The following is a 26115-nucleotide window of genomic DNA, read 5'->3' as shown; positions in this document are numbered from 1 at the left end:
CCTGTATTTAGCATCTGCAATCCCCACAAGTGAGTACAAATAAAGGGCTCACCACATCATGATTCAGACGTTATTTACGATCGATCACGACGGCATTATGCGCATGCAAACTTTCTTGGTGTTCGACCTTAAACCAATAATCTTGCAACGAACTCATCATCACTAATGCTTGCTTCAGTTTACGCGCAGCATCTTCACAGAACATTAAGTTCTTAGCGTTCAAGCGCGCAAACTCTTGTTCGTCTGCTCGCTTAACCGCAGTTTGTACTGGTGTACCAATGGCTTGTTCAAAATAACGCAACAAGTGCTCAAAATCAGGGCAATATATGCCAGTCCACGTTAAGTGAATGTGCGCCAACGAACGCTGGCTATGAGGCGTAGCAATACTACCTTGCTCAGATTCTATCCATGCTAGTAATGTCGCTTTATCAACTAACGGTTCATTGAATCTTTGGTCAATGGCTTGAGATAATAATTGGCGAGATAATGAAGCAGAACAAGGGCAAGTACTAGAATAAGGGATATGCAATACAACCTCTGTACGCCATTGGTCATCTTCTAACATCAAATTCCATTCAATAGAATACGTTTGATAGCCCATTTTTCCACTTAATAAGGCGGGTTTATGAATAGGGAGTTCAAAAGCTAATTCTAAACGTGCATTATGGCTAATCCCTGCTTGGGAAGACACTAACTCTAAGAGAAACGCCTCTATGCGTTCTTGCAATAAGATTTGCTGGGAAAGCTGCTGATATAAGCTTGTATACAAGCGTGACATATGAATGCCTTTTTCTTCTTCAGCATCAAGACTTACGTAAACATTGGCATGCCCGGTCACACCTATTGTGTTGTTGTGATTCTTCACATAGAAAGGAACCGAAATGTCCGACATTCCAACCCATTGTAGATTGGCTGGCATCGATGTCTTTGCGGTTTTCATTACATCTGGCAGGTTTAGATCCTGTTTCATAAAACATCCAAGTTGAAGGTAACAAATACCTCTAGTCACATACCATTACTAGATAATCACGTGCTAGAAAAATAATGTTATAACATAACATTATTGTGAACTTCAACCGTCTTATGAGGATCGCGATAACGGGCGCTGCAGTGGATATAAAAAAGCCCAAATAATTGAATATTTGGGCTTTTAATATTTAAAATATCATCATTACAATAATATAAAGTAAACCAGTGTTTAGCTCACTTGAGATAAAGGATACGCTGATTCTTGATGTTGACCGCTGGCCAGCACCTGTTTGATATACGCGTCAACCTCACCCTGCTGGGCATCATCTAAATACAGGCCCAGCTTACTACGACGCCAAAGTGCATCAGTGCCTGTTTTGACAAACTCTTTCGCAATCATGTAATCAATTTCGCCTTGATACACACCCTTGGCAAATACCCGCCCCATATCGGCTTCTTTCGCTTTGCCATCCAACATAGCCCATGTGTATGTACCATATTGATTAACATAACGAAAAGCAGTTTCTTCAGCTAACCACGGATATTGAGTACAAATAGAGTGTGTTAACTTATCCCGTGAACAACTAAACTCACCACCGGGCAGCGCTTGCGTTGCTGTCCAAGGCTGTCCCATCTGTGGGAAAAACGTTTCCAATTTTTTCATCGCAGATTCAGCAAGTTTACGGTAAGTGGTTAGTTTACCGCCAAAAATTGTTAACGCGGGCGCTTGCTTACCTGATTGCTCAAGTTCGAGCGTATAGTCGCGAGTGATTGCTTGTGGCGAGTCGGACTCATCATCACATAAAGGACGAACACCACTGTAAGACCACACAATATCTTCTCGGTCGAGTTGCTTCACAAAGTGTTGATTAACAACATCTAATAAGTAATCGATTTCTGTTTCCGTGATGGTGACTTCACGTGGATCACCTTTATATTCCTGATCCGTTGTGCCAACAATTGAAAATTTATCCAAGTAAGGAATAACAAAGACAATTCGATTATCTTTATTTTGTAAAATATAGGCTTGGGGATCATCATGCAAACGTGGAACCACCAAGTGCGAACCTTGAATTAAACGCACGCCGCGCGGTGCTGGTGCCTGAATAGCAGTATCGTAAAATTCTTTCACCCAAGGGCCTGCCGCATTGACTAAAGCACGTGCTTGACGTGTGAAACGCTCGCCCGTATTTTGGTCCAATACGGTCACTTCCCACAAATCGCCAATACGCTGAGCTTTTTCAACTAAGCAATAGTTGCGCGTTTCAGCGCCATTTTCATTTGCCGCCATAACATTAAGTAGCGTCATGCGCGCGTCATCGACCCAACAGTCCGAGTATTCAAAACCCACTTTCATTTCTGGCTTCATGTAACCCGTCTTCGTTAAATCAACTTTATGACTTGACGGTAATGTAGAGCGTTTACCGAGATTATCATAAAGGAATAAACCACAACGGATCATCCAAGCTGGTCGTAAAAAGGAGCGATGAGGTAGGCGAAACCGCATTGGAAAAGCGATATGCGGCGCTTTTTTCAATAGCACTTCGCGCTCTGCTAATGCTTCAGATACTAGGCGAAACTCATAGTGCTCAAGATAACGCAAGCCACCATGAATCAATTTAGAACTGGCTGATGATGTTGCTGAAGCAAAGTCATTCGCTTCATATAATCCCACAGTCAGTCCGCGTCCTGCGGCATCAGCGGCGATACCAGCACCATTAATCCCTCCGCCAACGATGATCATATCGAGAATACTGCTTGCTGATTCTGATGTGTAATTATTCATAAACAAACCTTGAAAAATATGTGAGAAAACGATCGATAACTTGTTAACGGTTACCTTAACGCAAGTTTCGTTTATGATCATCATTTATTTTCGTTTATGTTCGTTTGTGTGATTTGAGCACAAAAAAAGCGCCATTCCAACATTGGGAATCGCGCTTGTTATAAAAATGAAAAGAGATTGTGCTTGCTAAAGTCGCACCGCTACTTGAAATGGAATGTCATTATCAGCCAAGATGGCAGCAATGTTATCTGGCGGGTTTTGATTAGTAAACAGCATATCAATCTGTGCGATATTACCTAACTTCACCATCGCATTACGTCCAAACTTACTATGATCCACGGCTAAATAAACACGACGACTATTTTCAATAATCGCTTGTTTGACTCTGACTTCATGATAATCAAAATCTAAAAGAGAGCCATCAAAGTCAATCCCACTGATCCCCAGAATGCCAAAATCTAAACGAAACTGTTGAATAAAATCCAAGGTTGCTTCACCGACAATCCCGCCATCTCTATCACGAACTTCACCGCCTGCTAAGATCACGGTTATTTCCGGGTTACTTAACAAGATACTCGCCACGTTTAAGTTATTGGTCACGATACGCAGACGTTTGTGCTGTTTATTTAGCTCATGTGCGACCGCTTCTGGCGTCGTACCAATATCAATAAACAGTGTCGCACCATCAGGGATGTGTTTAGCGACCTCCTCCGCAATCAGATCTTTTTCATTTAAATTCTGTGATTTACGAGTCGAATACGACGTATTCTCTGAGCTTAACGGACTCGTAGCGCCACCATGATATCGACGAATTAAATTTTCATTAGCAAGCTCATTGAGATCACGCCGAATAGTTTGAGGACTCACATTAAATTGTTCTACCAGCTCTTCAGTACTGATATAACCTTGATTTTTCACCAGTTCAATTATCTGTTGATGTCTAGGTAGTTGCTTCACTATTACTCCCTACTTCATGCTATCTGTTTAGCGTTGCTGGCATCTTAAACACTTATTTTGCGTCAATTTTCACCATTAGAGAAGTAAAACACCCTGATAATGTTCGATTAAATAAAAAGAGTGCTCGTTTGAGCACTCTTTTTAACGGTTTATCGCCGAGCGATATTAGTCTTCGTTTTCTTCGTCTTCATGTAATTCGGCCCAGACTTGTGCACATTTTACGGCACGTTTCCATCCTTTATAACGGCGGTTACGTTTTTCCTCATCATGATGAGGATAGAAATGGCGCTCAATGGTCGCTTTATTACGTACTTCGTCAATGCTATCCCAGAACCCAACCGCTAAGCCAGCCAGATACGCTGAACCTAACGCCGTCACCTCGGTAACTTTAGGTCGTAATACTTCGGTATCAAGTACATCTGATTGAAATTGCATTAAAAAGTCGTTGGCTACAGCGCCACCATCAACTTTCAGCGCGGCTAAACTGATCCCTGAATCCGCTTGCATCGCATCGAGAACGTCACGCGTTTGATAGGCAATACTTTCTAAAGTAGCGCGTACAATATGCGACGAATTAACACCACGCGTTAAGCCAACAATAGTGCCTCGTGCATACGCATCCCAGTACGGAGCCCCCAAGCCGGTAAAGGCTGGTACGACATACACGCCATTGGACGTATCCACTTTGGTCGCAAAATATTCAGAGTCCATGGCATCATCAATCAGCTTCATTTCATCACGTAGCCATTGAATCGCCGCACCGCCCATAAATACCGCGCCTTCAAGTGCGTAGGCCGGCTCACCTTTAGGGCCACATGCTAGCGTTGTTAATAGTCCATGAGTAGACGATACCTTCTCTTGTCCAGTGTTCATTAACAAGAAACAACCAGTACCATAGGTGTTCTTGGCTTCACCTGGCTCAACACACATTTGTCCGAACAAGGCGGCTTGCTGGTCACCGGCTATCCCCGCGATAGGAATACGCGTCCCACCTTTACCACCAATGTTAGTTTCACCATACACTTCAGACGAAGAGCGTACTTCTGGCATCATGCTCGCAGGAACACCTAGCTCATCTAATAACTTTTGATCCCAACACTTGTCATTAATATTAAACAGCATAGTTCTTGAAGCATTTGTATAATCCGTCACATGAACACGGCCTTGCGTCATCTTCCAAACTAGCCACGTATCCACAGTACCAAACAATAGCTTGCCAGCTTCCGCATCTTCGCGAGCACCTTCGACATTATCAAGAATCCACTTAACTTTGGTGCCTGAGAAATACGGGTCCAATAATAAGCCCGTCGCTTCACGCACGTAATCTTCCAAACCGTCACGTGCTTTCAATTGTTCACAAATCTCGGCCGTACGGCGACATTGCCAAACAATGGCGTTATATACCGGTTTACCCGTTTCTTTGTTCCAAACAATCGTGGTTTCACGCTGGTTAGTGATTCCGACTGCTGCGATTTGATCACTACGAATACCTGATTGACCTAAAACCTCAACAAGTACAGAGCTTTGTGTCGCATAAATTTCTAATGCATCATGTTCAACCCAACCCGCGTGCGGATAGATTTGTGTGAATTCTCGCTGCGCAGTACTCACGATATTCGAATCATGATCCAAAATCACGGCCCGTGAGCTAGTGGTACCTTGGTCAAGAGCAACAATATATTTTTGATCAGTCATGGTAAAATCCTTGTTATATTTTTTTATCTCAAGCATGCGCTTGTTCGTTTTCTTCTGTTGGTTCACATTGGTTCGGAATGGTACATCCATGGCCTTGCTGCGGTAAGTAAGCCGCTATCGCTTTTGGATATAACCATCCACCAAAACAGGCACCCGCAATAGGAGCCAAAATCGGTACAATGAAATATGGAATATCTTTGGCACCTGTTAGGGCATAATCCCAACCAGCTAAATAGGCAAAAAGTTTAGGACCGAAATCACGAGCTGGGTTCATCGCAAACCCTGTCAACGGCCCAAGAGATCCACCAATAACGGCAATGACAATACCAATCAGTAACGGTGCAATTGGCCCACGAGGCGCGCCATTGTGTTCATCTCCTAGTGCTAAAATCGCTAACATTAGTACGGCTGTAATCGTAAATTCAACAAAGAACGCGCCACCGAAAGACAATAGTGGATTTGGATAAGTTGAGAAGATACCGGCCGTGGCTAAAGCCGCTTCACTACCGCGGGTTATATTATGAGTGATTTCGTATTGAGTAAATAACGGCGAGTACAATGCATAAATTAAAGCGGCAGAACAAAATGCGCCTGCACATTGTGCAATAATGTAGGGTAATGCTTTGGCTTTATTAAACCCATGAAAAGCCGTCAGAGCAATTGTCACTGCTGGGTTTAAGTGCGCACCAGACACACCGGCGGTACAATATATCGCGACAGCGACACCAAAGCCCCAAATGATACTAATTTCCCATTGTCCAAACTGCGCCCCCGTCAGTACGGCAGCGGCAACACAGCCGACCCCGAAAAAAATGAGTAATCCAGTACCAATAAATTCGGCAATACATTGCCCTATGAGTGTAGGTTTTCTGTTCGTATCCATTTTCATTCCCTTATTGTTATCATCGTTGTTTACCCCAACGTTAAGGCCATTCTGCATAAATAAACGTTTACGAAAACAAACAATCAGAAAAAATGAGCGTTCGAACATGAAAAGATGAACAAAAGGTAGCAAAATTGTTAAATACGCCACATCTCATTAAAGATGGTGACGAATTTTTATCCTGTTATTAAGCCTAGAAAGGCGGTTCACCAACAGAAGCTAGAGATTTTTTGCCATAGATGGCACATAAAGTAATAAAAATGAGGGTTTTAATAGGCATTCTCTACCGATAATCATGCAGACTTCAAACAAAAGTCCTGTTGATTACTGTATACTCGCGCGTTTTGTTGTTTACGATAATAATCTGTTTTCATTTGGCAGTATTAGCGTGAATGAGTGTATTGATCTATTGAAAAGGATGACATTGTGCGTCATACAGTACTAACTACCGCAGCCCTAATAACTTGTGCACTAGTGAACACCGCCCACGCGGATCCTAAGACACCAGGTACACATACTGGTTACTCTACCGTTGAGCTCCTCAACAAAGGGATTCCAAACGATCTCAATATGGTATCGGTTGCTGACTTAAAAAAAGAATTGGCTGGTAAGCCGCCGATGGCTGTGGGTTTCGATATTGATGATACCAGCCTATTTAGCTCTCCTGTGTTCTACCGTGGTAAACAAGAGTTCTCACCGAACGGATATAGCTACCTTAAAAATCAAAAATTTTGGGACAAAGCTAACTGTGGTTGGGATAAATTTAGCATGCCTAAGCACATTGCTGAGCAGTTGATTGCCATGCACCAAAAACGCGGTGATGACATTTACTTTATTACTGGAAGAACCGGTTCTAAATGTAATTTCACCACAAAATATTTACAAAAAACATTTCACATCAAAAATATGCACGATGTCATGTTTGCAGGCTCAAGCCATGATGTATATACAAAAACACCGTATATCAAAAAGCATGATATTAAGATTTACTACGGGGATGCCGACGGCGATATCATCTCAGCACGTCAAGCAGGGGCAGAGGGTATTCGCGTGATGCGTGCCGCCAATTCAAGCTACAAGCCAGTACCTAAAAATGGTATTTACGGTGAGCGTGTGCTGAAGAACTCTCAGTATTAATACGTAAAAACAGGCCGCTCTACACAGAGCGGCCTGTACTCACCGATGTAACGACTGACCCACACATTCACACTGTTTACTTATGCGTAGCTTGCCATTGTAAATGCAACTGCAGCGACCAATAAAATGATTAATTTCATACTTATTTCTCTCCCAATCTAACGTTACTTGCCTGTCGCCCCTACGACGACTTTATGACCGTAATATAGTTAAACGAAGCGAAAATTTTTGTGATCATCATGACACATAGGCTCGCGGTGTAGCACTATCTCACTAAGTATTGATCTTGGATAATAATCCCGCTTTGTCCTTAATTGAAAAAGGCCGCCGAAGCACGCTAGAGAACCGACCAACGATGATGAGTGCCGGTGAGATTGATGACAACAACACGTATTGCAAATGAACGGTGTCACCTCGCATGAAAATCCCGTAAAATCCTCATGCCGAGTACGTGTGTGCTGTTAAGTGAAATAATATCAATCAAAGAGATGTATATAATGACCAAACCAATTCCAGTCATCGCAACGCATAATGGAAACTTTCACGCAGACGATGTTTTTGCGGTAGCCGCACTAAAAAAAATTTTCCCATCGATAACGTTAATACGCACACGCGACTTAGACGTTATCAATAAAGCCGATATTGTCTTGGATGTCGGCGGAGTCTACGACGCAGAAAAAGACCGCTTTGACCATCATCAAAGAGGCGGTGCAGGTAAAAGAGAAAACGGTATCCCCTTTTCATCTTTTGGCTTAATTTGGCAAAAATACGGCTTAGAGATATGCGCAGGGAATCAAGAGGTCGCTAACTCATTGGATAACAATCTGGTCTCGGCCATTGACGCCGTCGATTGTGGCTATGTTGAAGGCGTAGCAACTGGCATTAGCCTCAGCCAAGCTATCTCAGTATTCAACCCAACTTGGGAAGAAGAAGGCGATTTTGATGCTTGTTTTGATGAAGCAGTCGACTTTGCCTCACGCCTTTTAGAACGATTTATTGCCAGTGCAAAAGGTGGCGTAAACGCAAAATCGATTGTCGCGGATGCGATAGAAAAAGCAGCCGATCCACGAGTCATCGTATTGGAAAAATATACGCCATGGAAAACCACAGTACTGAATTTATCTCCAGAAGCCCTGTTTATGGTCTATCCATCCCAGACTGGGCAATGGCGCATACAGACCGTCCCTGTCGAGCTTGGTTCGTTTGAAGATCGCAAAAAGCTCCCTGCTCCGTGGGCAGGATTATCTGATAAAGAATTACAAGACGTAACCGGTTTAGACGATGCCATGTTCTGTCACAATGGTTTATTTATTGCCGGCTGTGCATCATTTGAAAGTACGATGAAAATGGCCCAAATGGCGTTAGAGAATTAACGCTTAACAATAAAAAGGCCGATGTCACTCTCCGAGCATCGGTCTTTTAACAGTACCTACCGCTCCAAACCAGTCACCGCCCCATTGTTATTCCTATTCCACTTTCTTCAGAAAGTAAGCAACGCAACAGGTAAAATAGCACTCTTCAGAAAGTAAGCAACGCAACAGGTAAAATAGCACTTACTGTAAGCGCTATGTTCAAATATTTAGAACATCTTATTGCATAAAACCGCCTGTTTAATGAAACTCGAATCATTGATGATGTTTATTAATTGTTAAACAACTGAATGTTTAATGTAACCCACATATTTAGAGAAAATAGCTGATGACTCCTGTAAAAAATTACAACGGTATTGCTCGCACTGCGCATTGGGTGAGTGCATTAATCATCATCGGTATGTTCTCTGTTGGGCTCTGGATGGTCGATTTGACTTACTACAGCACTTGGTATCACAAAGCGCCTCATTGGCATAAATCGGTTGGCCTTCTGCTCGCTTTCCTGACCATTTTTCGCATCATTTGGAAAATCAAAACCCCTTCACCTAGCATTGAAGGAACAGCCTTTGAGAAAAAAGCCGCGCATAGTGCACACCACTTTTTATATCTCGACTTGTTACTGATTTTTATTTCCGGCTATCTCATCTCAACCGAAGACGGACGCCCTATTGAAGTATTTAATTGGTTCAATGTTCCTGGCGCTGGCCAGCTTTTCAAACATCAAGCGGATATCGCAGGCATGATCCATACCTATGCCGCTTGGGCATTAATTATTACCGCGACAGTGCATGCACTCGCAGCACTGAAACACCACTTTATCGATAAAGATAATACGTTGAAAAAAATGATTGGAGTTTCTAAATAATGAACAAACGTTTGCTCGCACTCACACTAGCCTGTGCATCATTTGCCCCGCTAACCGCCAATGCTGCTGACTATGTGATTGATACCAAAGGCGCTCACGCAGCGATTCATTGGCAAGCCAGTCATCTTGGCTACAGCTATAACACAGGTCGCTTTAACACTTTCTCAGGTACCTTCTCATTCGATCCTGAACACATTGAAAAATCTACCGTGAATGTGACAGTCAAAACAGACAGCATCGATTCTAACCATGCAGAACGTGATAAACACTTACGTAGCGATGAATTCATTAATGCCGAGGACTACCCAACAGCGAAGTTCTCAAGCACTAAAGTCGTTTCAACCGGTGATAAAAACTTCGATATCAAAGGTAACTTAACACTGCACGGTGAAACCGCGCCTATTACTATCCACGCTCATTTAGTGGGGGCAGGTGATGATCCATGGGGTGGTGAACGTGCTGGCTTTACTGGTACCACCACACTTAACCTCGCGGACTTTAATATTGACGCGATGGGTATGGTTAAAAAAGTCGATCTTGAATTGTTCGTTGAAGGTGTTAAGCAAGGTTAACCCTTGCGTCATTCTTACAACATTTAAAGCCGGCTTATTGCCGGCTTTTTCATCGTCAGTCAAACATTAGCTTGGGTTATTCCTTTCGCTTATCTTCACTCAGGTGGACTCATCACGATGATATCAGTGGCGTAGTTAACAAAGACACGCAAAAATAAACCATCATAAGAGCCACCGTTGTATCCAGAACACGCCACGCATGCGGCTTACGAAATAACGGTAATAATACTTTGGCACCATAGGTGATCGCTACAAACCAAATAGCACTCGCCGTTAATGCCCCAATCGCAAACTTCCATTTTTCTATACCACTGTAAGGCATTGATAAGCTGCCTAACATAAATACGGTATCCAGATACACCTGTGGATTAAGCCAAGTAAACGCTAAACAGCTCATCAGTACTGGCTTAATATGCGCAGGCGCGGTGCCAGAAGGCGTCAAATGAGCATTACCGTACCATGCTTGTTTTGCTGAGGATAACGCCATCCATGCCAAAAACACCACGCCAGTATAACGCACAAACTCCATCACATTTGGCCAATGCTTAACCAGAGTACCTAATCCAGCAATACCCGATGAAATCAATATGATATCGCTCAAAATGCAAGTGGCAGCAACCGCGAATAAGTGATGACGTAACAGGCCTTGTTTGAGCACAAATGCATTCTGTGAGCCAACGCATATTAATAATCCCATCCCCGACGTAAAACCGCTCATGGCTGAAGTAAGCAACATACACTACCCTTTCTGTCTTTTTATTTGAGATGCGAGTATGCATGCCCTATATAAATTAGTATAATTAAATAATCTTATTTAAGTTTAGATATTCTTAATCATACATTATGAGCTTACTCTCCCCGCAAATCATCGCGTTTATCACTGTGATCGAAGAAACCAGTTTTGAACGTGCCGCTAAACGATTGTCAGTTACCCCTTCTGCGATATCACAGCGTATTAAGCAGCTAGAAGATCGTTTAGGACAATTACTGATCGTACGACAATTCCCATGTAAACCAACCCCTGCGGGCACCCAATTGCTCACGCGAGTAAAACCCATGTCTTTACTCGAATCGGAAGTTATGGCGGATTTTCTACCTGATGAGCCGGCCGCCGCTCATACCAATATCTTGTCGATTGCGGTGAATGAAGACTCGTTATCCACTTGGCTACTTAAGGCACTCCAACCGCTTTACCACGCTCATGGGTATCAATTTGATATTCGTGTTGATAATGAAGATTTCACTTTAGAACATTTAAGAAATGGCCAAGTGATTGGCGCGCTCACATCGAAGCCAAAAGCCCTACAAGGGTGTACGGTGCATAAACTTGGCAACATGCGATATTGCGCGGTTGCGACATCCGAAATGTATCACCGCTATTTTCGTCACGGCCTCACTGTGGATGCATTTCAACACGCTCCGATGATTGATTATGATCATAAAGACTTTTTACAAAAGCGATTTATTGAAAAGGTCACCGGGCGAGACGTGCTGCCCCAGCAGGTGCACTATGTCCCCAGTGCAACAGGGATTGTAGAAGCAGCGAAATTAGGTATGGGATGGTGTGTAACGCTCGATGGTTTACTGGGAGATTCGCTTACAACGCAGCAACTCGTGAATATCGCTCCGGACGTGTCACTGTATGAGCCGCTGTACTGGCAACACGCGGGCGTTCGCTCACGCGTATTAGCGCACATTACTCAAGCAATTACCAAAGAAGCCAGCCAGTTTTTGTATCCATAAACGCTATCACCCCCGCCTGGATTGAGCCACGCAATCGATAGAGCCTAGGGGCGATCATTATAGATAAGGGCTTATTTGTACGAAGATAGTCATTCAAAAAATGAAACTCGTCGCATAACATCATGACTATTCAAGCTCCCTACCTAATACTGCATTACAGTAAAAATGATAGCTAACCGTTAAAAATAGAAAACCAGATGAGACTGTTCATTATGTTTTGATCCCACTTTATTGTTGTATGATTTCCAATATTTAACAACAGAGCTTTATCTATTGAATTCAAAAAGAGTTTTAAATCATCTGAGTATGATGAAGCATCTAAAAAATCAACAGAGAAAAGTTAAGTCAGCCCTAAACTTCAGTTAAGTCTATAAATTTAAGTACTTATTTATCGTGTTTGTTATCACTCTTTATTGTATGTTAAAAATGACATACAATAGTAGAAAGAATGACATACTGGATCAATTTATTATGCAACATAACGACTCAGGATACTGCTACTCATTCCCTGCTGTAAGAGGAATTCAAGCAGGTCGACCTTTTTATATTGCAACATGCCCTTTAAGAATTATTCCTAAAATTTTTAGTTATAACGAAGATGATGTTCCACCAGAATTACGAGCGCAAAGAACACTCAACAAAACTCGTATACCTGACATGGTTAAGTATCTTTTAGATAACCCCAAAGATTATGTATTTTCTGCTTTAACTGTTTCAGTCGGAACAGAAATTTCGTTCGAAGATATGGGGGATGCTCCAAATCTAGGTATCTTAAAAGTACCAATGGATGCACAAATTCTCATTAATGATGGACAGCATCGACGCAAAGCGATTGAAGAAGCACTAAGAGAAAATCCAGATCTTGGACAAGACAATCTTCCTGTCCTTTTCTTTGTCGATGAAGGATTGGAAAAAAGTCAGCAAATGTTCGCAGACCTCAACAAATACGCCGTTAAACCTAGTACATCATTAGGTACACTCTACGATCATCGCGATGAAAGTTCAGATTTAGCTCGTTATCTCGCCTTAGAAGTGAAACCTTTCATTGGCTTCACCGAAATGGAAAAATCCAACGTTAGTCCTCGTTCTAACAAACTATTTACGTTGAGTTCTATCAAGCAAGCCACCAAAGCACTTTTTGGTAAAGGTAATAAAGAAGGCTTTACTGACGAAGAAAAAAATATCTCGATAAAGTACTGGCAAGCGGTAACGAGCACTATCCCCGATTGGCAAATGATGCTTAACAAAGAAGTCTCCCCTGCCAAACTAAGGCAAGAATACATACATGCACATGGCGTCGCCTTGCAGGCATTAGGGTTACTAGGAAAACAATTACTCAGCGAGTACCCGAATGATTGGGAAACACACATAAAAGAGTTACAATCCGTCGATTGGCGCAAAGCGAACCCAGAATGGATAAAAAGAACCATGAATCACGGCCGTATATCCAAATCGACAACGAATATTAATTTAACGAGCAACGCATTAAAACTCAAGTTAGGGCTTGCATTAACTCCTGACGAAAAAGCATTAGAGAAGCAACTGTAATGATAGAAGAACTCCTACTGGCTGAAGATTTAGCAGAGTATGAAGAATTTATAAATAACGAAGACTTTGCCAGTCACAAACTAAGCCACTACATCGCAGATGTTCAACGAGTTTATTGTGCAGATAATAGACCATGGGTTATTGGCTATAGTGGTGGTAAAGATTCATCTGCGGTTATGTCATTGGTCTACATGGCACTGCTTGGCCTACCTAAAGAAGAAAGAACAAAGCCTATATTTGTCGTCTCATCAGATACTTTGGTTGAAACTCCCGTAGTTGTAAACCATATAAAAGACTCGTTAGATGCCATTGAAAAAGGGGCTAAACGCGATGAACTGCCGATTACCACTCATAAAGTAGTTCCAGAGAGCAATGATACTTTCTGGGTCAACTTATTGGGTAAAGGTTATCCCGCACCAACACGCTCATTCCGTTGGTGTACTGAACGTATGAAAATCGATCCTGTTAGCGATTTTATTAAATCAACAGTATCAAAATACGACGAAGTCATTGTCGTATTAGGCTCTCGTAGCCAAGAAAGTGCCTCGCGTGCTCAAGTAATCGCGAAACACAAAATCGATGGTACTCGACTCGCTCGGCATACTACCCTAGCCAATGCATTTATCTTCACTCCTATTGATAATTGGGCTGTCGATGATGTTTGGAAAATACTTCGTCTTTGTCATCTAGAAACGAAAGAAACGCCATACGGAACAAAAAATATTTGGCAAAATAAATATGAATTAGAGTGGGAAAATCCATGGGGTTCTAAAAACCTAACGTTATGGAATCTCTATAAAGATTCATCTGGCCAAGGCGAGTGCCCTATGGTGATTGATGAAACGACCCCATCTTGTGGTAATTCACGTTTTGGGTGTTGGACGTGTACGGTCGTCACGAAAGACCGCGCGATGGAGAGCTTGATCAGTAACGGTGAAGAGTGGATGGCACCACTACTTGAGTTTCGCAATAAACTTGCTTTTACCACAGATCCAGCCAATAAAAATGAATTCCGTAACTATAAACGTCGTACGGGAAAAGTCTCTTATCAGTATGCAAAAGAAGGCGAAGACATTGCCAGCGATCGCAAACACATACCGGGTCCGTACTGGTTAAAATATCGTAAGCAATGGCTAAAAGAGCTATTAAAGCTAGACAAACGTTTTAAAGATGAAAAACGCGAAATTGAACTGATTACAGTACCTGAATTGCATGCTATTCGTCAGGAATGGATTCATGATCCAAACGAACCCGATTGGAATGATTCACTTCCTGCGCTCTTCAGAGAGGTTTACGGCTTCGATCTAGATTGGGTCTATGACGATAGTGCTAGCTTTGGCAAAGATGATGCTCAATTACTTCAAGAGCTAAGTAACGACTATGATGTAGCACCAGAAATGATTATGAAGCTCATCGAACTTGAGGTTTCTATGGAAGGGTTGAGCCGTCGTAGTGGTATTAATGATAAAGTCGCATCATTGTTAAAACAAGACTGGGGTAGCCTAGAGTCTATCAAAGAAAAGCATTCTAACTTACAAAGTAAGTCTGCATACGATATTCACCAACAAGAAATCAATCGCTATAACGAACAACTTGATGAGATTGATGCTTTACTAAAGAAAGAGTTTTAAGATCTAAATATGTTAATTACAAAACTTACTCTTCATAATTTTCGCGTTTTTTGTGGCTTGCACGAAATTGATTTAAGCCCCTCTTCGGCAGTGCGTAACGCAAAAGGCGATGAAATATCAGGTACAGAACGCCCGATTATCTTGTTTGGCGGATTGAATGGCGCAGGTAAAACCTCAATTTTAACAGCAGTACGTCTCGCCCTGTACGGCCGTCAGTCGTTTGGTAAACTCATGTATGACAATGAGTATGCTGAGGCTTTGGCCGAGCTTGTTCATAAGGGCTCCGGCTCTAATAACCCAAACAATGCATCTATTGAATTAGAGTTTAGGCATAACCAATCAGGCGAAGAAAATACCTATAAAGTCGTCCGTAATTGGAAAAAAGGTAAGCTCGACAAACTGCATTTAGAAAAAGATGGCGAAGCATTAACTGAGCTCTCCTACAAACAGTGCCAAGGATTTTTGAATGAATTAATCCCGAATGGCATTGCTGATCTATTCTTTTTTGATGGTGAAAAAATTGCCGAGCTAGCTGAAGATCAATCCGGTACCGTACTCAAAACCGCAGTACGTCGCTTATTGGGTTTAGACATTATTAGTAAGCTCAAAAGCGATTTAAATATCTACCTTAAAAAACAGGGTTCAGCCTCCCTCTCTCAATCCATCAAAGAGCAGCTTGATCAACTCGATGAGCAACGTATATCCAGTGAACGAAAAGCAGAAAGCTTACGTGGTGAAGCCGACATTATTGATGCGCAAATTGAGTTAGTCTCAAGAGACATTCTTAATTTAGAAAATGAGCTTTCTCAAAATGGCGGCGCCTGGGCAGAAACTAGAGAGCAAGAAACACATAAAATTGATGTGTTATTAAAAGAAAAGGTAGAGCTTGAGAAACAGCTACGCATGGAAATGGAAACCAGCTTACCTTTTGCACTGGCTCCGAAAACCATGAAAGCGTTACTTCAGCAAGTTCAACAAGAGCAATCCACCAAACAGAAACAACATTTCGGTAAAGAGTTGGATTCTTTTCTTGATACATTACGCCAAGATCTTTCATTTCGTTTAGCCAGCTCTGCTCCCGTTGCTATGGATGCTATCAGTGATTGTTTTAACGAGTACATGAATGCGACAGAAAGCGCTGAGCTGCTATTTGATATTTCCGAAAGCCAAGCAAGCGCGATCGATTACCAAATTAATCACAGCAGTCAAGAGTCATTTAAACGCTTTGATGAAGCTCGCAACCGCCTCACAGTTGTGGAAAATGAACTCGATCATATCTCGGAAAACGTCGCTCGTGCGCCAGAGCAAGAGCAACTACAAACAACACTGAACAAAATTCGAGATTTAGATAAAAAGAAACAAGATCTTATCAGTAAATACGTAGAAACTTTAGAATCTGCAAAACAAGCTATGCGTGAAGCTCTAGACTTAGCTCGTCAAATTCAAAAACTGCACGACAAGCACAAAGACAGCGCTAATAAAAACGCAAGTATTGAGAACGCACAAAATGGGATTTTATTACTCGATAAATTCTCAGAGCAACTCACCAAAGCTCGTGTAAAAACACTAGAGCAAAACTTTGTTGAATCGTATAAAAAATTGGCACGTAAAGACGATTTGCAACTTGCTGCTAGCATCGATCCAAAAACGTTTGATGTAGACTTGATTGATGAAGCAGGCAATGCCATCAGCCGTAAAGCCATGTCGGCAGGTGAAAAGCAAATCTATGCGATTTCGATACTAGAAGCATTAGGTTCTACATCCGGTCACAAGTTACCCATTATTATAGACACGCCATTAGGTCGCTTAGATTCACATCACCGCGATAAGTTGGTAGAAAACTATTTCCCAACAGCCAGTCATCAAGTGGTGATTTTATCGACGGATACAGAAATCGATAAAGACTACATCGATCTAATACAAGACGATATCGCTAAGACTTATGAAATTAGCTTTGATGGTAAAACCAAGTCATCACATATTAAGCAAGGTTACTTCTGGCAACCATCACGACAGGAGGCGGTATAATGCTACCTAATCGCATGAACTTAACGAAAACCACCGAGGAAAACTTAAAAAAACTCAAAGGCTATACCGGCATCACGCCAAACGTATCTGCTCGTATTGCTTTTTTTCGTTCAATCGAAACGGACTTTCGTTATAACGGCCAAGAAGCAAAACTGGATGGTTCATTGGTTCTCGATAAATTTACTTGGCTAGGTGAAACCAGTGATATTACTGAATTAGTACTTAAAATGTACTACCCAGAGCTAGACAGTAAGCAGCACCAACAAGCTTGGGCTGCTCATGTTGAGGATGGTGTAGCCTCTATTAGAAATCATAAAAGCATTTCTAATTTTAGCCAAACAATATAATCAAAAATAAGATAATAGAGAGGAGAATGAAACTTTCCTCTCTAATATCTTATTCAGTGACTAAATCAATACTTAGAGGCCAAATTCTTTCTGCAACATCACTTAAAGCTTTAGCTCGATTAAGAATATCTTTAACTTGCCAATCCTCCTTTAAGCTTATTGTTTTAGTCTCAATAAAACTAGATTTACTATAGCTATCTTTTTTATTAGAAAAGACATCATTTTGCTCTTTTTGGTTTAGCTTTTTATTAAGTAAAGTCATATTACCAATATTATATATCCAGTCTTTTATAACAGTACCTTGGGGAAGCTCAAATTTCCTTTCCCCCTCCCATTTTAGAGGACTCTGGGGAATAATATGTTCTAAATGGATCTCAGAGTAATTAGGTATCTTCTCATTATTATTTCCGTTCAATTCATATTTAGACCAAATATATTTAGATATACTATTATCTTGAGTTTTAAATTGCGCAATTAATTGTTTAAATTCAGCATCACCAATTTTTTCTTCATAACTAAAAAATGGCATAAATGCAGATTTAGCACTTTTACCTTCTTTTAAATTCTTAATGACTGTATCAAATACTTTTTTCGCACCTCCAACCGAATATCCACCAATAGTAATCCATCGGAATAAAAATGATAAACTTAATTGAGATGCACAATCTAATAATTCAGGCTTTACTTTACTACAATACATTATCAATGGTAAACATGTTGTATACTTTAAAGAATTGATATCTCCAAAAGCCTTTAAATATAGTTCTCTTTTATGATTTGATGTTGGAAAGATCAAATCTTTTGATGCATATATAGACAGTGCTTCTGATTGATCTAATAAGTCTTTGGTAAAAATAGTTAACTTACCACTATCACATAAATCGACATAGTTACTAACATATTTGTATAATTCTTTTTTAGTTGTATTAATGCCTTGAATTGCTTCCCAGTATATTCTCAGAAAATCAACTGGATTAATTCTGGAAGCTTCGATATTAGAAATCATCAAATCCCATGATTCAAGAAGACAATCACTATTATCATTATTAACTGAATCGTTCCACTTCATTAATATTTTATTTTTTACTAAATCAGATACACTTAAGTCCATTCCTTTAGAGTTTAGTGACTCAAAAAGTAGAAATGCATCATAATCATTTTCCACCTCTATAGTAATAAACTTTAATTTTTTTACTATATGAATTAGTAGATTTTTTAAGTATTCAAGAGCACCTTCACCTTTAATGGAGTCCCAAATTAGCTTATAAAAAGTTTTCTGTGTTTTTATTAGCCGCTTATCTGTCCTGTTAACTTTAATTTCATCTTCAGTTAATAACACCTTATCTCTATTTCTAATTATATTTTGAAAGCATATATCATTTTTTTTGTTGAGTTTTAAAAAGTAATTATCTGGTTCACTAACTTCTAAAAGTCTACTAGATGCTATAGATTCAATTTTCTTAGCAATTTTTTTATTTTCATCATTTCTTGCCACATCAGAAAATAAATTCACATTGTAACTGAAACACTCACTTATAGCAGAAATAACAGAAAACAATATAGAGAATGTAGCTAATCTTTGCTGCCCGTCGACTATATCAAATTCATCTTCTGAACCACTATGCTTTTTTAAGACAACAGTCCCCATAAAATATTCCGATGACTGCTCGTAAGAATTGGTCACATCTTCCCAAAGTGTTTCCACCTCATCGGAAGACCATGAGTAATCCCTCTGATAATCAGGGACATAGTAACTTGTTTCAAATCCACTTAAGATTTTTTCTAAACTCTTACTTTCTGGTGTTATCTTCATAAACAATCCACTCAATTTTTGCAAACACAAGCCAATGCACATAATGTTGCCGCATAGTCTAGAACACCACGTTTATAAGTGGCTTCAACTAACAACGTTCAAATCTCATCATCAAACCTCTCAGTAACACTGAGGGATACCTCTGCCATATATTTCTTTCACCAGCTTTCCCAATTGCTTGTATTTTTCCATATACGACATAATCTCACGAGAATGCTCTGGTGTACTGTCATAACACTCGCGCAGAGTGACAACTTCAGCTTTTCTTTTAGCTAACTCAACCTGAGATATTTTCTTTAGTACCTCAGGTGATTTTCTGCTTAATAAGTTACTTGATTCGCTTGTTTTGGACACGATAACTTACGACTTTCCATTGCAGTAACCATCACCTTTTTAACACTCATTTTTAAACTTCCAGCATGATCTAAGTGATAGCCAACAGACAAACATTGTCCCTTAGCTAAATCTGATAATTGTTTTTCCCAATCAGCTTGTTTTGTTCCTGGAACACTTAACTCCAATATCCTTGCGTAAGTCTTCGTTTCTGTTTTTGCTGGTGAGAAAAATAATTTGTGTGATGCCTGGAACAAGCGATCCTGCTCATCTTTACGAAGCATACTTAATGTTTGTGTTGCCAAAATAAGAGAAACTCCGAATTTACGCCCCTCTGTAAGCATTTTACCTAATGGACTTTCTAAACGATGATCAAGATTTTGTACTTCATCTAAAACAATTGGGATTGGGTTATTCTTACTGCCATAACTACATGCATAAGAATATAAATCCCATAATAAAAATTCTGTGCATATCATTGAAATGTCATGTGAAAGGGACACTAGTTGCATGACATTTGTTTTATTCTCATTATTAGTAAAAACACTTTCCCAGCTTTTATTACTATCCGATGAAAATAGGTTGGATTTGACTAAAGGAGACAATTTACTCGCTAATGTCGGCCCTACAGTCTCTTCTTCCATAAGGTCATCAAGCATATTTTGTAAAGAATAAGACGAGCCATAAGCTTGCACACCATGCTCAATAACCTCAGTTAGAACCGCTATTTGTTTCTCCCCGATAGAGGAATAAACCTTATTAAAGACAGAAGCTACACGACCAGCCACCATATGGGGCTTTTCTTCAACATGGATTCCACCAAAGTCCTGTTTTTGAGCTCGGAAAGGCGACATAGAGAAAGGTTCAATACATAACACATTAGATTTAGGATTCATTTTTTCAACAAATTCTGGCTCTAGATGGTTAGGTAAAAATCCGCTGGTATAGTCGATAACAAGAGAGTTTATCGCTGAATCAGCCAAACCCATCATTAACCCTTCAATACAATAGGTTTTGCCTTGACCTGAACTACCAAAGATAATCATATGACGGTTAGCCAGATCATTATTGCCATATTCCCAGTAGACTTTTTCACCACTGAGCGTATCTGTACCTATTTCTACCCGGCAACGAGCAATTGAATCTTCTATGCTCAAGTCTTGCTGTAATGAGCTAGTCTCATCTTCAGCAGTCACATTAACCTTAGGTTCTTGGATATCTTCTTGAATCGGAGAAATATTTTTTCGAGTTTTATAAGAAGGACTAGCTATATCCAAAATATACTCATTTGGAACATGGAAAACACTCTTTAGCATGTTCTCATTCATTAAAGACTTTAACGGTGTAGATACCAAAGAATCCAATAAAGACATTGGCAGCTCGATACGTAATACATCGTCATGTATGTGATAGTTTGTATCTAAACAAGCAGCAGATTCTAAGTGGCTAACAACAAAACCACTTGGATAGTTATCTATTTCTCCGATTTGATAATGCCCAGCTAGCCATTGTTCTTTTTCTGCCAGTAATGCATCAAAATAGCCGTCATTGAAAACACTATAAAGTTGGTATTTATCAACCTGCATTAAAATTTGGCGAATGAACAGGCTACGATATAGCTGAGCTAGTAATCCCTCACCACCAAGTACATCTTCAGTAAGATAACGTCCCAGCTCTTTCGCTTGTTCAACCGCTTTGTTGTAATCCGGTGTTGCGCCGGTTTTCACCTCAAGCGGTAATAAATACAGAGTTTGATCTTTCAGGCCAACAAGTAACACATCATCAGAAATGGCACCTTTGCGATAGCCATTCACGTTGCGCGAAAATTCAGAATCTGACATTTTCAAGCCAAGGTTACCCGACACACGGATCATCTCAGCAACAGACAATGGAACCCAGGTGATATCCGATTGGCTCACCATGCTGGTGACAAATTTATATGCACCAATAATCCCACGTCGCTCTTTTCTCAGCTTTTCAAATTGCTGCGCTGATTTGTGACCATTAGTAGGCGCACTGATCATCTTTAACAGCCAATCTCCATTAAAGGCATTGAACTCATCAACAAAACCGCCCTTCTCATGTTCGAGTGCTTTCTCAAACAAATGACGCTGTGCTGTTACCGTAATCGCATCATAACTGGATGAACTCGTATATTGATCGGAGTAATGAATCAGAACCACATCTTCGTTGCTGTGGAAAAAGTCCAATGTCACTTTGGGATCAATAATCGTTGTCCATACTGAGCTGGTATAAGAACGTTTCAATAACGCTTTGAAGTCTTCACTTACGGCTAATGAAACCGCATCTTTACCATAGTAATGAACATTTTTATCCATCGCAGGTTTCGTCAATGACCCAATAAATTTAGCCATTTTCAAATGTGGCTTATCACCATAAGTGACTTTAGCCAGACCAAAGCCAGTGTAATAAGATCCTTTTTTGCTTTGTGATGCTTCTCCAGCTAATAATCCATCTGCCGCGACACTGCATTCCATATTGTCGATATCGACACCAATACAGTGTACTTTGCTGTTATTCCTGAAAAAGGTTAGATGAGCATAAGCTTGCCCTTCAGATTCAACTTGGCAATTTGTGAATTTACTGTAGGTTAAACGAGTTCTTAATGCATCAATGACTGAATCCGCGATTTCTCGTAATTTCTGACCTTTATCCAGCCCTAACCACGCTTTAATAGATTCGTATTTATCCGCTTCAGCAAAATGATCAAAGGCATTAAAGAGAAAATCATCATCATACAAATTAACATGAATAGCCGATGCTTGTTCACGATTATCCTTTATATAATCAACAATACCTAAAAATACTTCTTCTGCCTTTTCCTGGTTTACTAAGTTTATGATTAAACTGTTATTATGCTCGTCGAATAATTGGCTGAAAGCGGTCTGAAACTCTTCAATCTTTTCTTTAACCAATTTACGAATAAAAGTATAGGAACTTTTTTCTTGAGGAACGCTTTTAATCCAAAACGCATTTTCTTTAACGGTTTGATTATAAGAATATTCATAATATGGATGATAGGAGTAAGGCATCAACCCTGCCGGAACGAGTCTTTCTAAAGTAACAGCAGGAATATGAGCAAAGCTATCCGTGTCATCTTCTCGAATTTGACAACATAAATTTAAATAATACGCCAAAACCAATGGATGGTACGGAGAATAATATTCCTCACCATTAACCCAAACTCGTCCAATTTTCAATATGGTTTTTTGTTGTTCAGAAAGATTTTCACCAGTTGGAATGGCTTCGAAATAAACAAGAAACGCATTAACAATATGCTCAACAATAGTGAGATATTCAGGTCCCCAAGACACCAACGATGGTGTACTTTTCTTATCAGCAAGATAGGTAAATAATTGGTGATAGGCTTGTTCAATTTCAGGTGCAAATGAAGAAAGCTCAGTTAATGAAATACAACTCTCTCCGTCTTTCAAACATATGGCCTTTTCATCGATAAAGCGTTGTTCATAGTTTAAAAGCTGGGAACGTATTGCTGTAACAACAAATTCGCTGTTATCTAAACCCACTTTGCTTTTGCTTGACAGGAATTCTCCATTGTATTCATCATTAAACAACTTATGAAGTCGGCCTTTATTAAGCAACAATGGTAAAGGTAAAGAATCCTTAGCTAAAGCTCCTTCAACACGTAATTTTAATTGTTGCTCACCAGATTGAAGAAAGAACTCTATTTCATCCGATTCATTAGCTAAAGACTCAAAATCAACAATACCGTATTGATTAATATTTACTACCTGATTGATATCCGTTAATTCACATAAAGAGTTACCATTTGGATTAATCGGTAAACGATTTTCTTCAATATTAATCGTTACCCGCTGTTTATTTTTCTGAGGTTCAATGGTGAATACATTCTTAAAAGATTCAAGATAGAATTGACCTTTTCTTACCACTAAACACTTAAATGTGTAATTTTCTGATGTGTTATCCCGACGAAGACCAATTGTAAAATAAGTCGGCTCTCCACTAAAAGAGGCATTCAATGTCGCAAATGCACTTTTAAACGAGTTTCGTACTGTCCATTGCTCTCTATTATCGAAAGCTTTTGCCGGTTGAATTTTTAACTGTTGTTTAGTGAGATCACTCGTACCTTTAAAGGTGAACTTTAACTCAAACTCGGTCTGTTCGTTATCTAATTCAATAATGATATGCCGATCACGCATTCCTGCTTTGGACTCCGACCTGTTACGAGCAATGATGTCCCCCGAAGTAAGCGTTTCTCCTTCCAAGATTAACTGTTGCTTTGCGTTATTTTTCTTTTCTTGCAGCAACTCTTCTAGTTCAAGTTGCTTCCAAGAATCAGGCTCAGCATCAATAAAATGTTTACGAATAAAGCGTTCACTAAAATTTTTCAAACGCTCAAGTAACTGCTCGCCAAAGTTCTCAACTTCATAGGATATTTCTTGGTATAAAGACCGGTTGATATCAAGGCGAGCTTTAATCTGTTTTTTATTTTTCCCCATTTGAGTAATCAACGGGTCATCAAACATCTCTAGTTCATGGAATAACAGATCGCCATCTTCAACTGCTTTAAAGAGCTTCTCAAAACCAAACATGGTTGCACCATCTTCGAGAATATTGTCGAACTGATTATCTAATAAACATTCAGAAACTTCGTGATTTTGATCTGTTTGATCAACTAATGTTTTGAGAGCATCACGAATACATTCTGGACTCCAAACCTGCCCTTTGGCAGCTAAGTTATCTGCAGAATTAATTAAGGTATCGAGTAGGCTATTGTGAATAATAACCAAAGAACATCCTTTTAGTTCTCTCTCTTGGCTAGCAATGCCATCCCTTAAATGAGAAATATAGTTTTCAGTAAAGCTGTAAGCACTCGAATCCACTTCACCATGGAGTACTGGAATAATTTTACAGACTCCTGTGTCGATATATGATAACTCGGCACCATGTGGAGTAGTAAAACTCCCAGTAGTACGAGCTTTCATCGCCAAAAATAGACGCTCACTATTTTCGTTATCTGGTGATTTAAATTGATAACGAAATCCTGGCTTTATATCCTGACTCGCTTGTTGCACAAATCGCTCAGCAAGAAACTTTTCAAATTGTTTTTCGGACATAAACTGCGTCTCCACTATCACTCATTTTTTCCACATTACCAATACGCTCAAAGAACTTAATTAACTCTAGCTGTGTTTGTTTATCTAAATAAACACCTCGAGCTTCAAATTCACTCACTAACTCTTGAAAACGTAGTTTATCTCTTTCTCCGATCGCTAAATTAGCTAAAAGCAGTAAATATTCCTGATTAAGAACTAATATGCGCCCAGCTCGACCTCTACGATGAACAAAACCTGAAGCTAAATGCTTTTCGATTTCCGCTACATACTTGCGGTTAATCGCAGGACGCTCTGTTGTTTTATCTTCAAACTGCGCAACACTAAGTTTGAGTAGCTGATCTAACCATGTAAATGCGTCGTCTGATTCTTCAAGCTCTATTTCTAGATTTCGATTAGCTTTGAAAGCCTTAGCAAATTTAGCTAATCGCTCACACACCGTTTCATTCTGGCTTTGTTGAATATTTTTAGCTAACCGCCACAAAGGTAACTTTTTACCATCGGGTAGCGATGTTTTTTCTGGTTGTAACATTTCAAGCATGGTTAAATATGGAAATAACCGGAAAGCGCTTTCTTCAAATGATTTATAACCATGATTTCTTACACGAGCCCTCTCGTTACTTGCGCGCTCGTGATCCATTATAAAATACAGAGGCTTAGGTTGCGGCTCTTGAGCACGCCACTCGGGCAAAACAAGAGCGAGCTGTGCTACATAAATGAAGCCATAAAAGCTTAAAAATGGCTGAATTTGAGAAAGTAAGTATTTGGGGTGTTCGGATAAAAATCGCAGATCTTTTCTAAAGCAATCAGATAAAAAAGGTAGATAAGGTAACTCTTTCGCTATAAAAGAGTCTTCTCGCATTTGCTTACAAAGATTTGTTAGGATTTCATTCTCTAAAAAGTTCAGTTTAGTATCGAAATCTTTAATACGTAATTCTTGAAGTAAATTAGTAAATAAAGAAGCGATACGTTCATCACTTTTACTACGAACCTCTTTTTGGCTCTTAAATAGTAACGTTTCAGGACTCACCGTAAATAAGGCACCATTATCAAAATACATTTGTTCAAGTACAGGCCAAAACTCTTTACGACTAAGTTTCGATTCAAAAGCATTTCGACAATCTTGCTTAAAAGAATCGTAACTATAGTTCTCGACCTTCTTTCTAAGTAAAGTGCCCAACGTTAAACCAATGACCACACTCCAATCAAAATCATTGCCCTTTGTTCGAATAGGTAAAAAACTATTCAAACTATTTTTATTGGCTACTTTATCTTTTGTTTCAGGAAGTTCGGAGTTAAATGGCAGAGAAAAATTATCCAT

The 26115-nt window shown here is 39.9% G+C and carries 18 protein-coding genes; 9 read left to right on the top strand and 9 right to left on the bottom strand.

What is annotated here, in order from left to right:
- Positions 1–70 precede the first annotated feature (70 nt).
- The 5 genes from folE2 to OCU30_RS04930 form a co-directional block, all read right to left on the bottom strand.
- On the bottom strand, positions 71–970 hold the full coding sequence (gene folE2 / locus OCU30_RS04950; RefSeq protein ID WP_077313456.1) for a GTP cyclohydrolase FolE2: 900 nt from the start codon (positions 968–970) through the stop codon (positions 71–73).
- A 228-nt stretch (positions 971–1198) separates the two neighbouring features.
- Positions 1199–2755, bottom strand: coding sequence for a glycerol-3-phosphate dehydrogenase (glpD, locus tag OCU30_RS04945; RefSeq protein WP_077313709.1), 1557 nt, complete (start codon positions 2753–2755; stop codon positions 1199–1201).
- Positions 2756–2941: 186 nt separating this feature from the next.
- Positions 2942–3712, bottom strand: coding sequence for a DeoR/GlpR family transcriptional regulator (locus OCU30_RS04940; protein ID WP_077313458.1), 771 nt, complete (start codon positions 3710–3712; stop codon positions 2942–2944).
- A 165-nt stretch (positions 3713–3877) separates the two neighbouring features.
- Positions 3878–5407 carry a glycerol kinase GlpK gene (gene glpK / locus OCU30_RS04935; RefSeq protein WP_077313460.1) on the bottom strand — a complete coding sequence of 510 codons (1530 nt, stop codon included), beginning with the start codon at positions 5405–5407 and terminating at the stop codon, positions 3878–3880.
- A gap of 28 nt (positions 5408–5435) precedes the next feature.
- Complete coding sequence (locus OCU30_RS04930) at positions 5436–6290, bottom strand: MIP/aquaporin family protein (RefSeq protein WP_077313711.1); 855 nt, start codon at positions 6288–6290, stop codon at positions 5436–5438.
- Between the two features lie 426 nt (positions 6291–6716).
- Here OCU30_RS04930 and aphA point away from each other — a divergent pair, with 426 nt between their 5' ends.
- From aphA to OCU30_RS04910, 4 genes are all read left to right on the top strand, one after another.
- A complete protein-coding gene (gene aphA, locus OCU30_RS04925; RefSeq protein WP_077313462.1) occupies positions 6717–7427 on the top strand; it encodes an acid phosphatase AphA in 711 nt (236 codons plus the stop codon).
- A 497-nt stretch (positions 7428–7924) separates the two neighbouring features.
- Positions 7925–8800 (top strand): MYG1 family protein, encoded by an 876-nt coding sequence (locus OCU30_RS04920; protein ID WP_077313465.1) that lies wholly within the window; start codon positions 7925–7927, stop codon positions 8798–8800.
- 322 nt (positions 8801–9122) lie between these two features.
- Positions 9123–9662, top strand: a complete 540-nt coding sequence (locus OCU30_RS04915) for a cytochrome b (protein WP_077313467.1) — start codon at positions 9123–9125, stop codon at positions 9660–9662.
- Positions 9662–10234 (top strand): YceI family protein, encoded by a 573-nt coding sequence (locus tag OCU30_RS04910; protein ID WP_077313469.1) that lies wholly within the window; start codon positions 9662–9664, stop codon positions 10232–10234. Before OCU30_RS04915 ends, OCU30_RS04910 begins: the two co-directional genes overlap by 1 nt.
- A gap of 112 nt (positions 10235–10346) precedes the next feature.
- Here OCU30_RS04910 and OCU30_RS04905 read toward each other — a convergent pair whose 3' ends face one another.
- Positions 10347–10970 (bottom strand): LysE/ArgO family amino acid transporter, encoded by a 624-nt coding sequence (locus tag OCU30_RS04905; RefSeq protein ID WP_077313471.1) that lies wholly within the window; start codon positions 10968–10970, stop codon positions 10347–10349.
- Positions 10971–11077: 107 nt separating this feature from the next.
- Between OCU30_RS04905 and OCU30_RS04900 the strand changes: the two genes are divergently transcribed.
- The 5 genes from OCU30_RS04900 (at position 11078) to dndE (ending at position 17531) form a co-directional block, all read left to right on the top strand.
- Positions 11078–11977 (top strand): LysR family transcriptional regulator ArgP, encoded by a 900-nt coding sequence (locus tag OCU30_RS04900; protein ID WP_077313473.1) that lies wholly within the window; start codon positions 11078–11080, stop codon positions 11975–11977.
- 471 nt (positions 11978–12448) lie between these two features.
- Entirely contained in the window at positions 12449–13525 is a 1077-nt protein-coding gene (dndB, locus tag OCU30_RS04895) for a DNA sulfur modification protein DndB (protein WP_077313475.1), read from the top strand.
- On the top strand, positions 13525–15156 hold the full coding sequence (gene dndC, locus OCU30_RS04890) for a DNA phosphorothioation system sulfurtransferase DndC (protein ID WP_077313477.1): 1632 nt from the start codon (positions 13525–13527) through the stop codon (positions 15154–15156). The genes dndB and dndC overlap by 1 nt, the downstream gene beginning before the upstream one ends.
- Before the next feature lie 9 nt (positions 15157–15165).
- Positions 15166–17184 carry a DNA sulfur modification protein DndD gene (dndD, locus tag OCU30_RS04885; protein WP_077313479.1) on the top strand — a complete coding sequence of 673 codons (2019 nt, stop codon included), beginning with the start codon at positions 15166–15168 and terminating at the stop codon, positions 17182–17184.
- The gene (dndE, locus tag OCU30_RS04880; RefSeq protein WP_077313481.1) at positions 17184–17531 is read left to right on the top strand and encodes a DNA sulfur modification protein DndE; all 348 of its coding nucleotides are present in this window, start codon (positions 17184–17186) and stop codon (positions 17529–17531) included. The genes dndD and dndE overlap by 1 nt, the downstream gene beginning before the upstream one ends.
- Positions 17532–17580: 49 nt before the next feature.
- On the opposite strand, the gene OCU30_RS04875 is transcribed toward dndE, so the two are convergent.
- The 3 genes from OCU30_RS04875 to dptG form a co-directional block, all read right to left on the bottom strand.
- Complete coding sequence (locus tag OCU30_RS04875; RefSeq protein ID WP_159439108.1) at positions 17581–19344, bottom strand: DUF262 domain-containing protein; 1764 nt, start codon at positions 19342–19344, stop codon at positions 17581–17583.
- A gap of 320 nt (positions 19345–19664) precedes the next feature.
- Positions 19665–24797 carry a DNA phosphorothioation-dependent restriction protein DptH gene (gene dptH, locus OCU30_RS04870; RefSeq protein WP_077313486.1) on the bottom strand — a complete coding sequence of 1711 codons (5133 nt, stop codon included), beginning with the start codon at positions 24795–24797 and terminating at the stop codon, positions 19665–19667.
- A complete protein-coding gene (dptG, locus tag OCU30_RS04865) occupies positions 24778–26115 on the bottom strand; it encodes a DNA phosphorothioation-dependent restriction protein DptG (protein ID WP_077313488.1) in 1338 nt (445 codons plus the stop codon). Before dptG ends, dptH begins: the two co-directional genes overlap by 20 nt.

This window comes from Vibrio palustris (assembly GCF_024346995.1).
GTDB classification, from domain to species: Bacteria; Pseudomonadota; Gammaproteobacteria; order Enterobacterales; family Vibrionaceae; genus Vibrio; species Vibrio palustris.
Note: the sequence above shows the minus strand (reverse complement) of the source record. Positions and strands in the feature narration are given on the sequence as shown.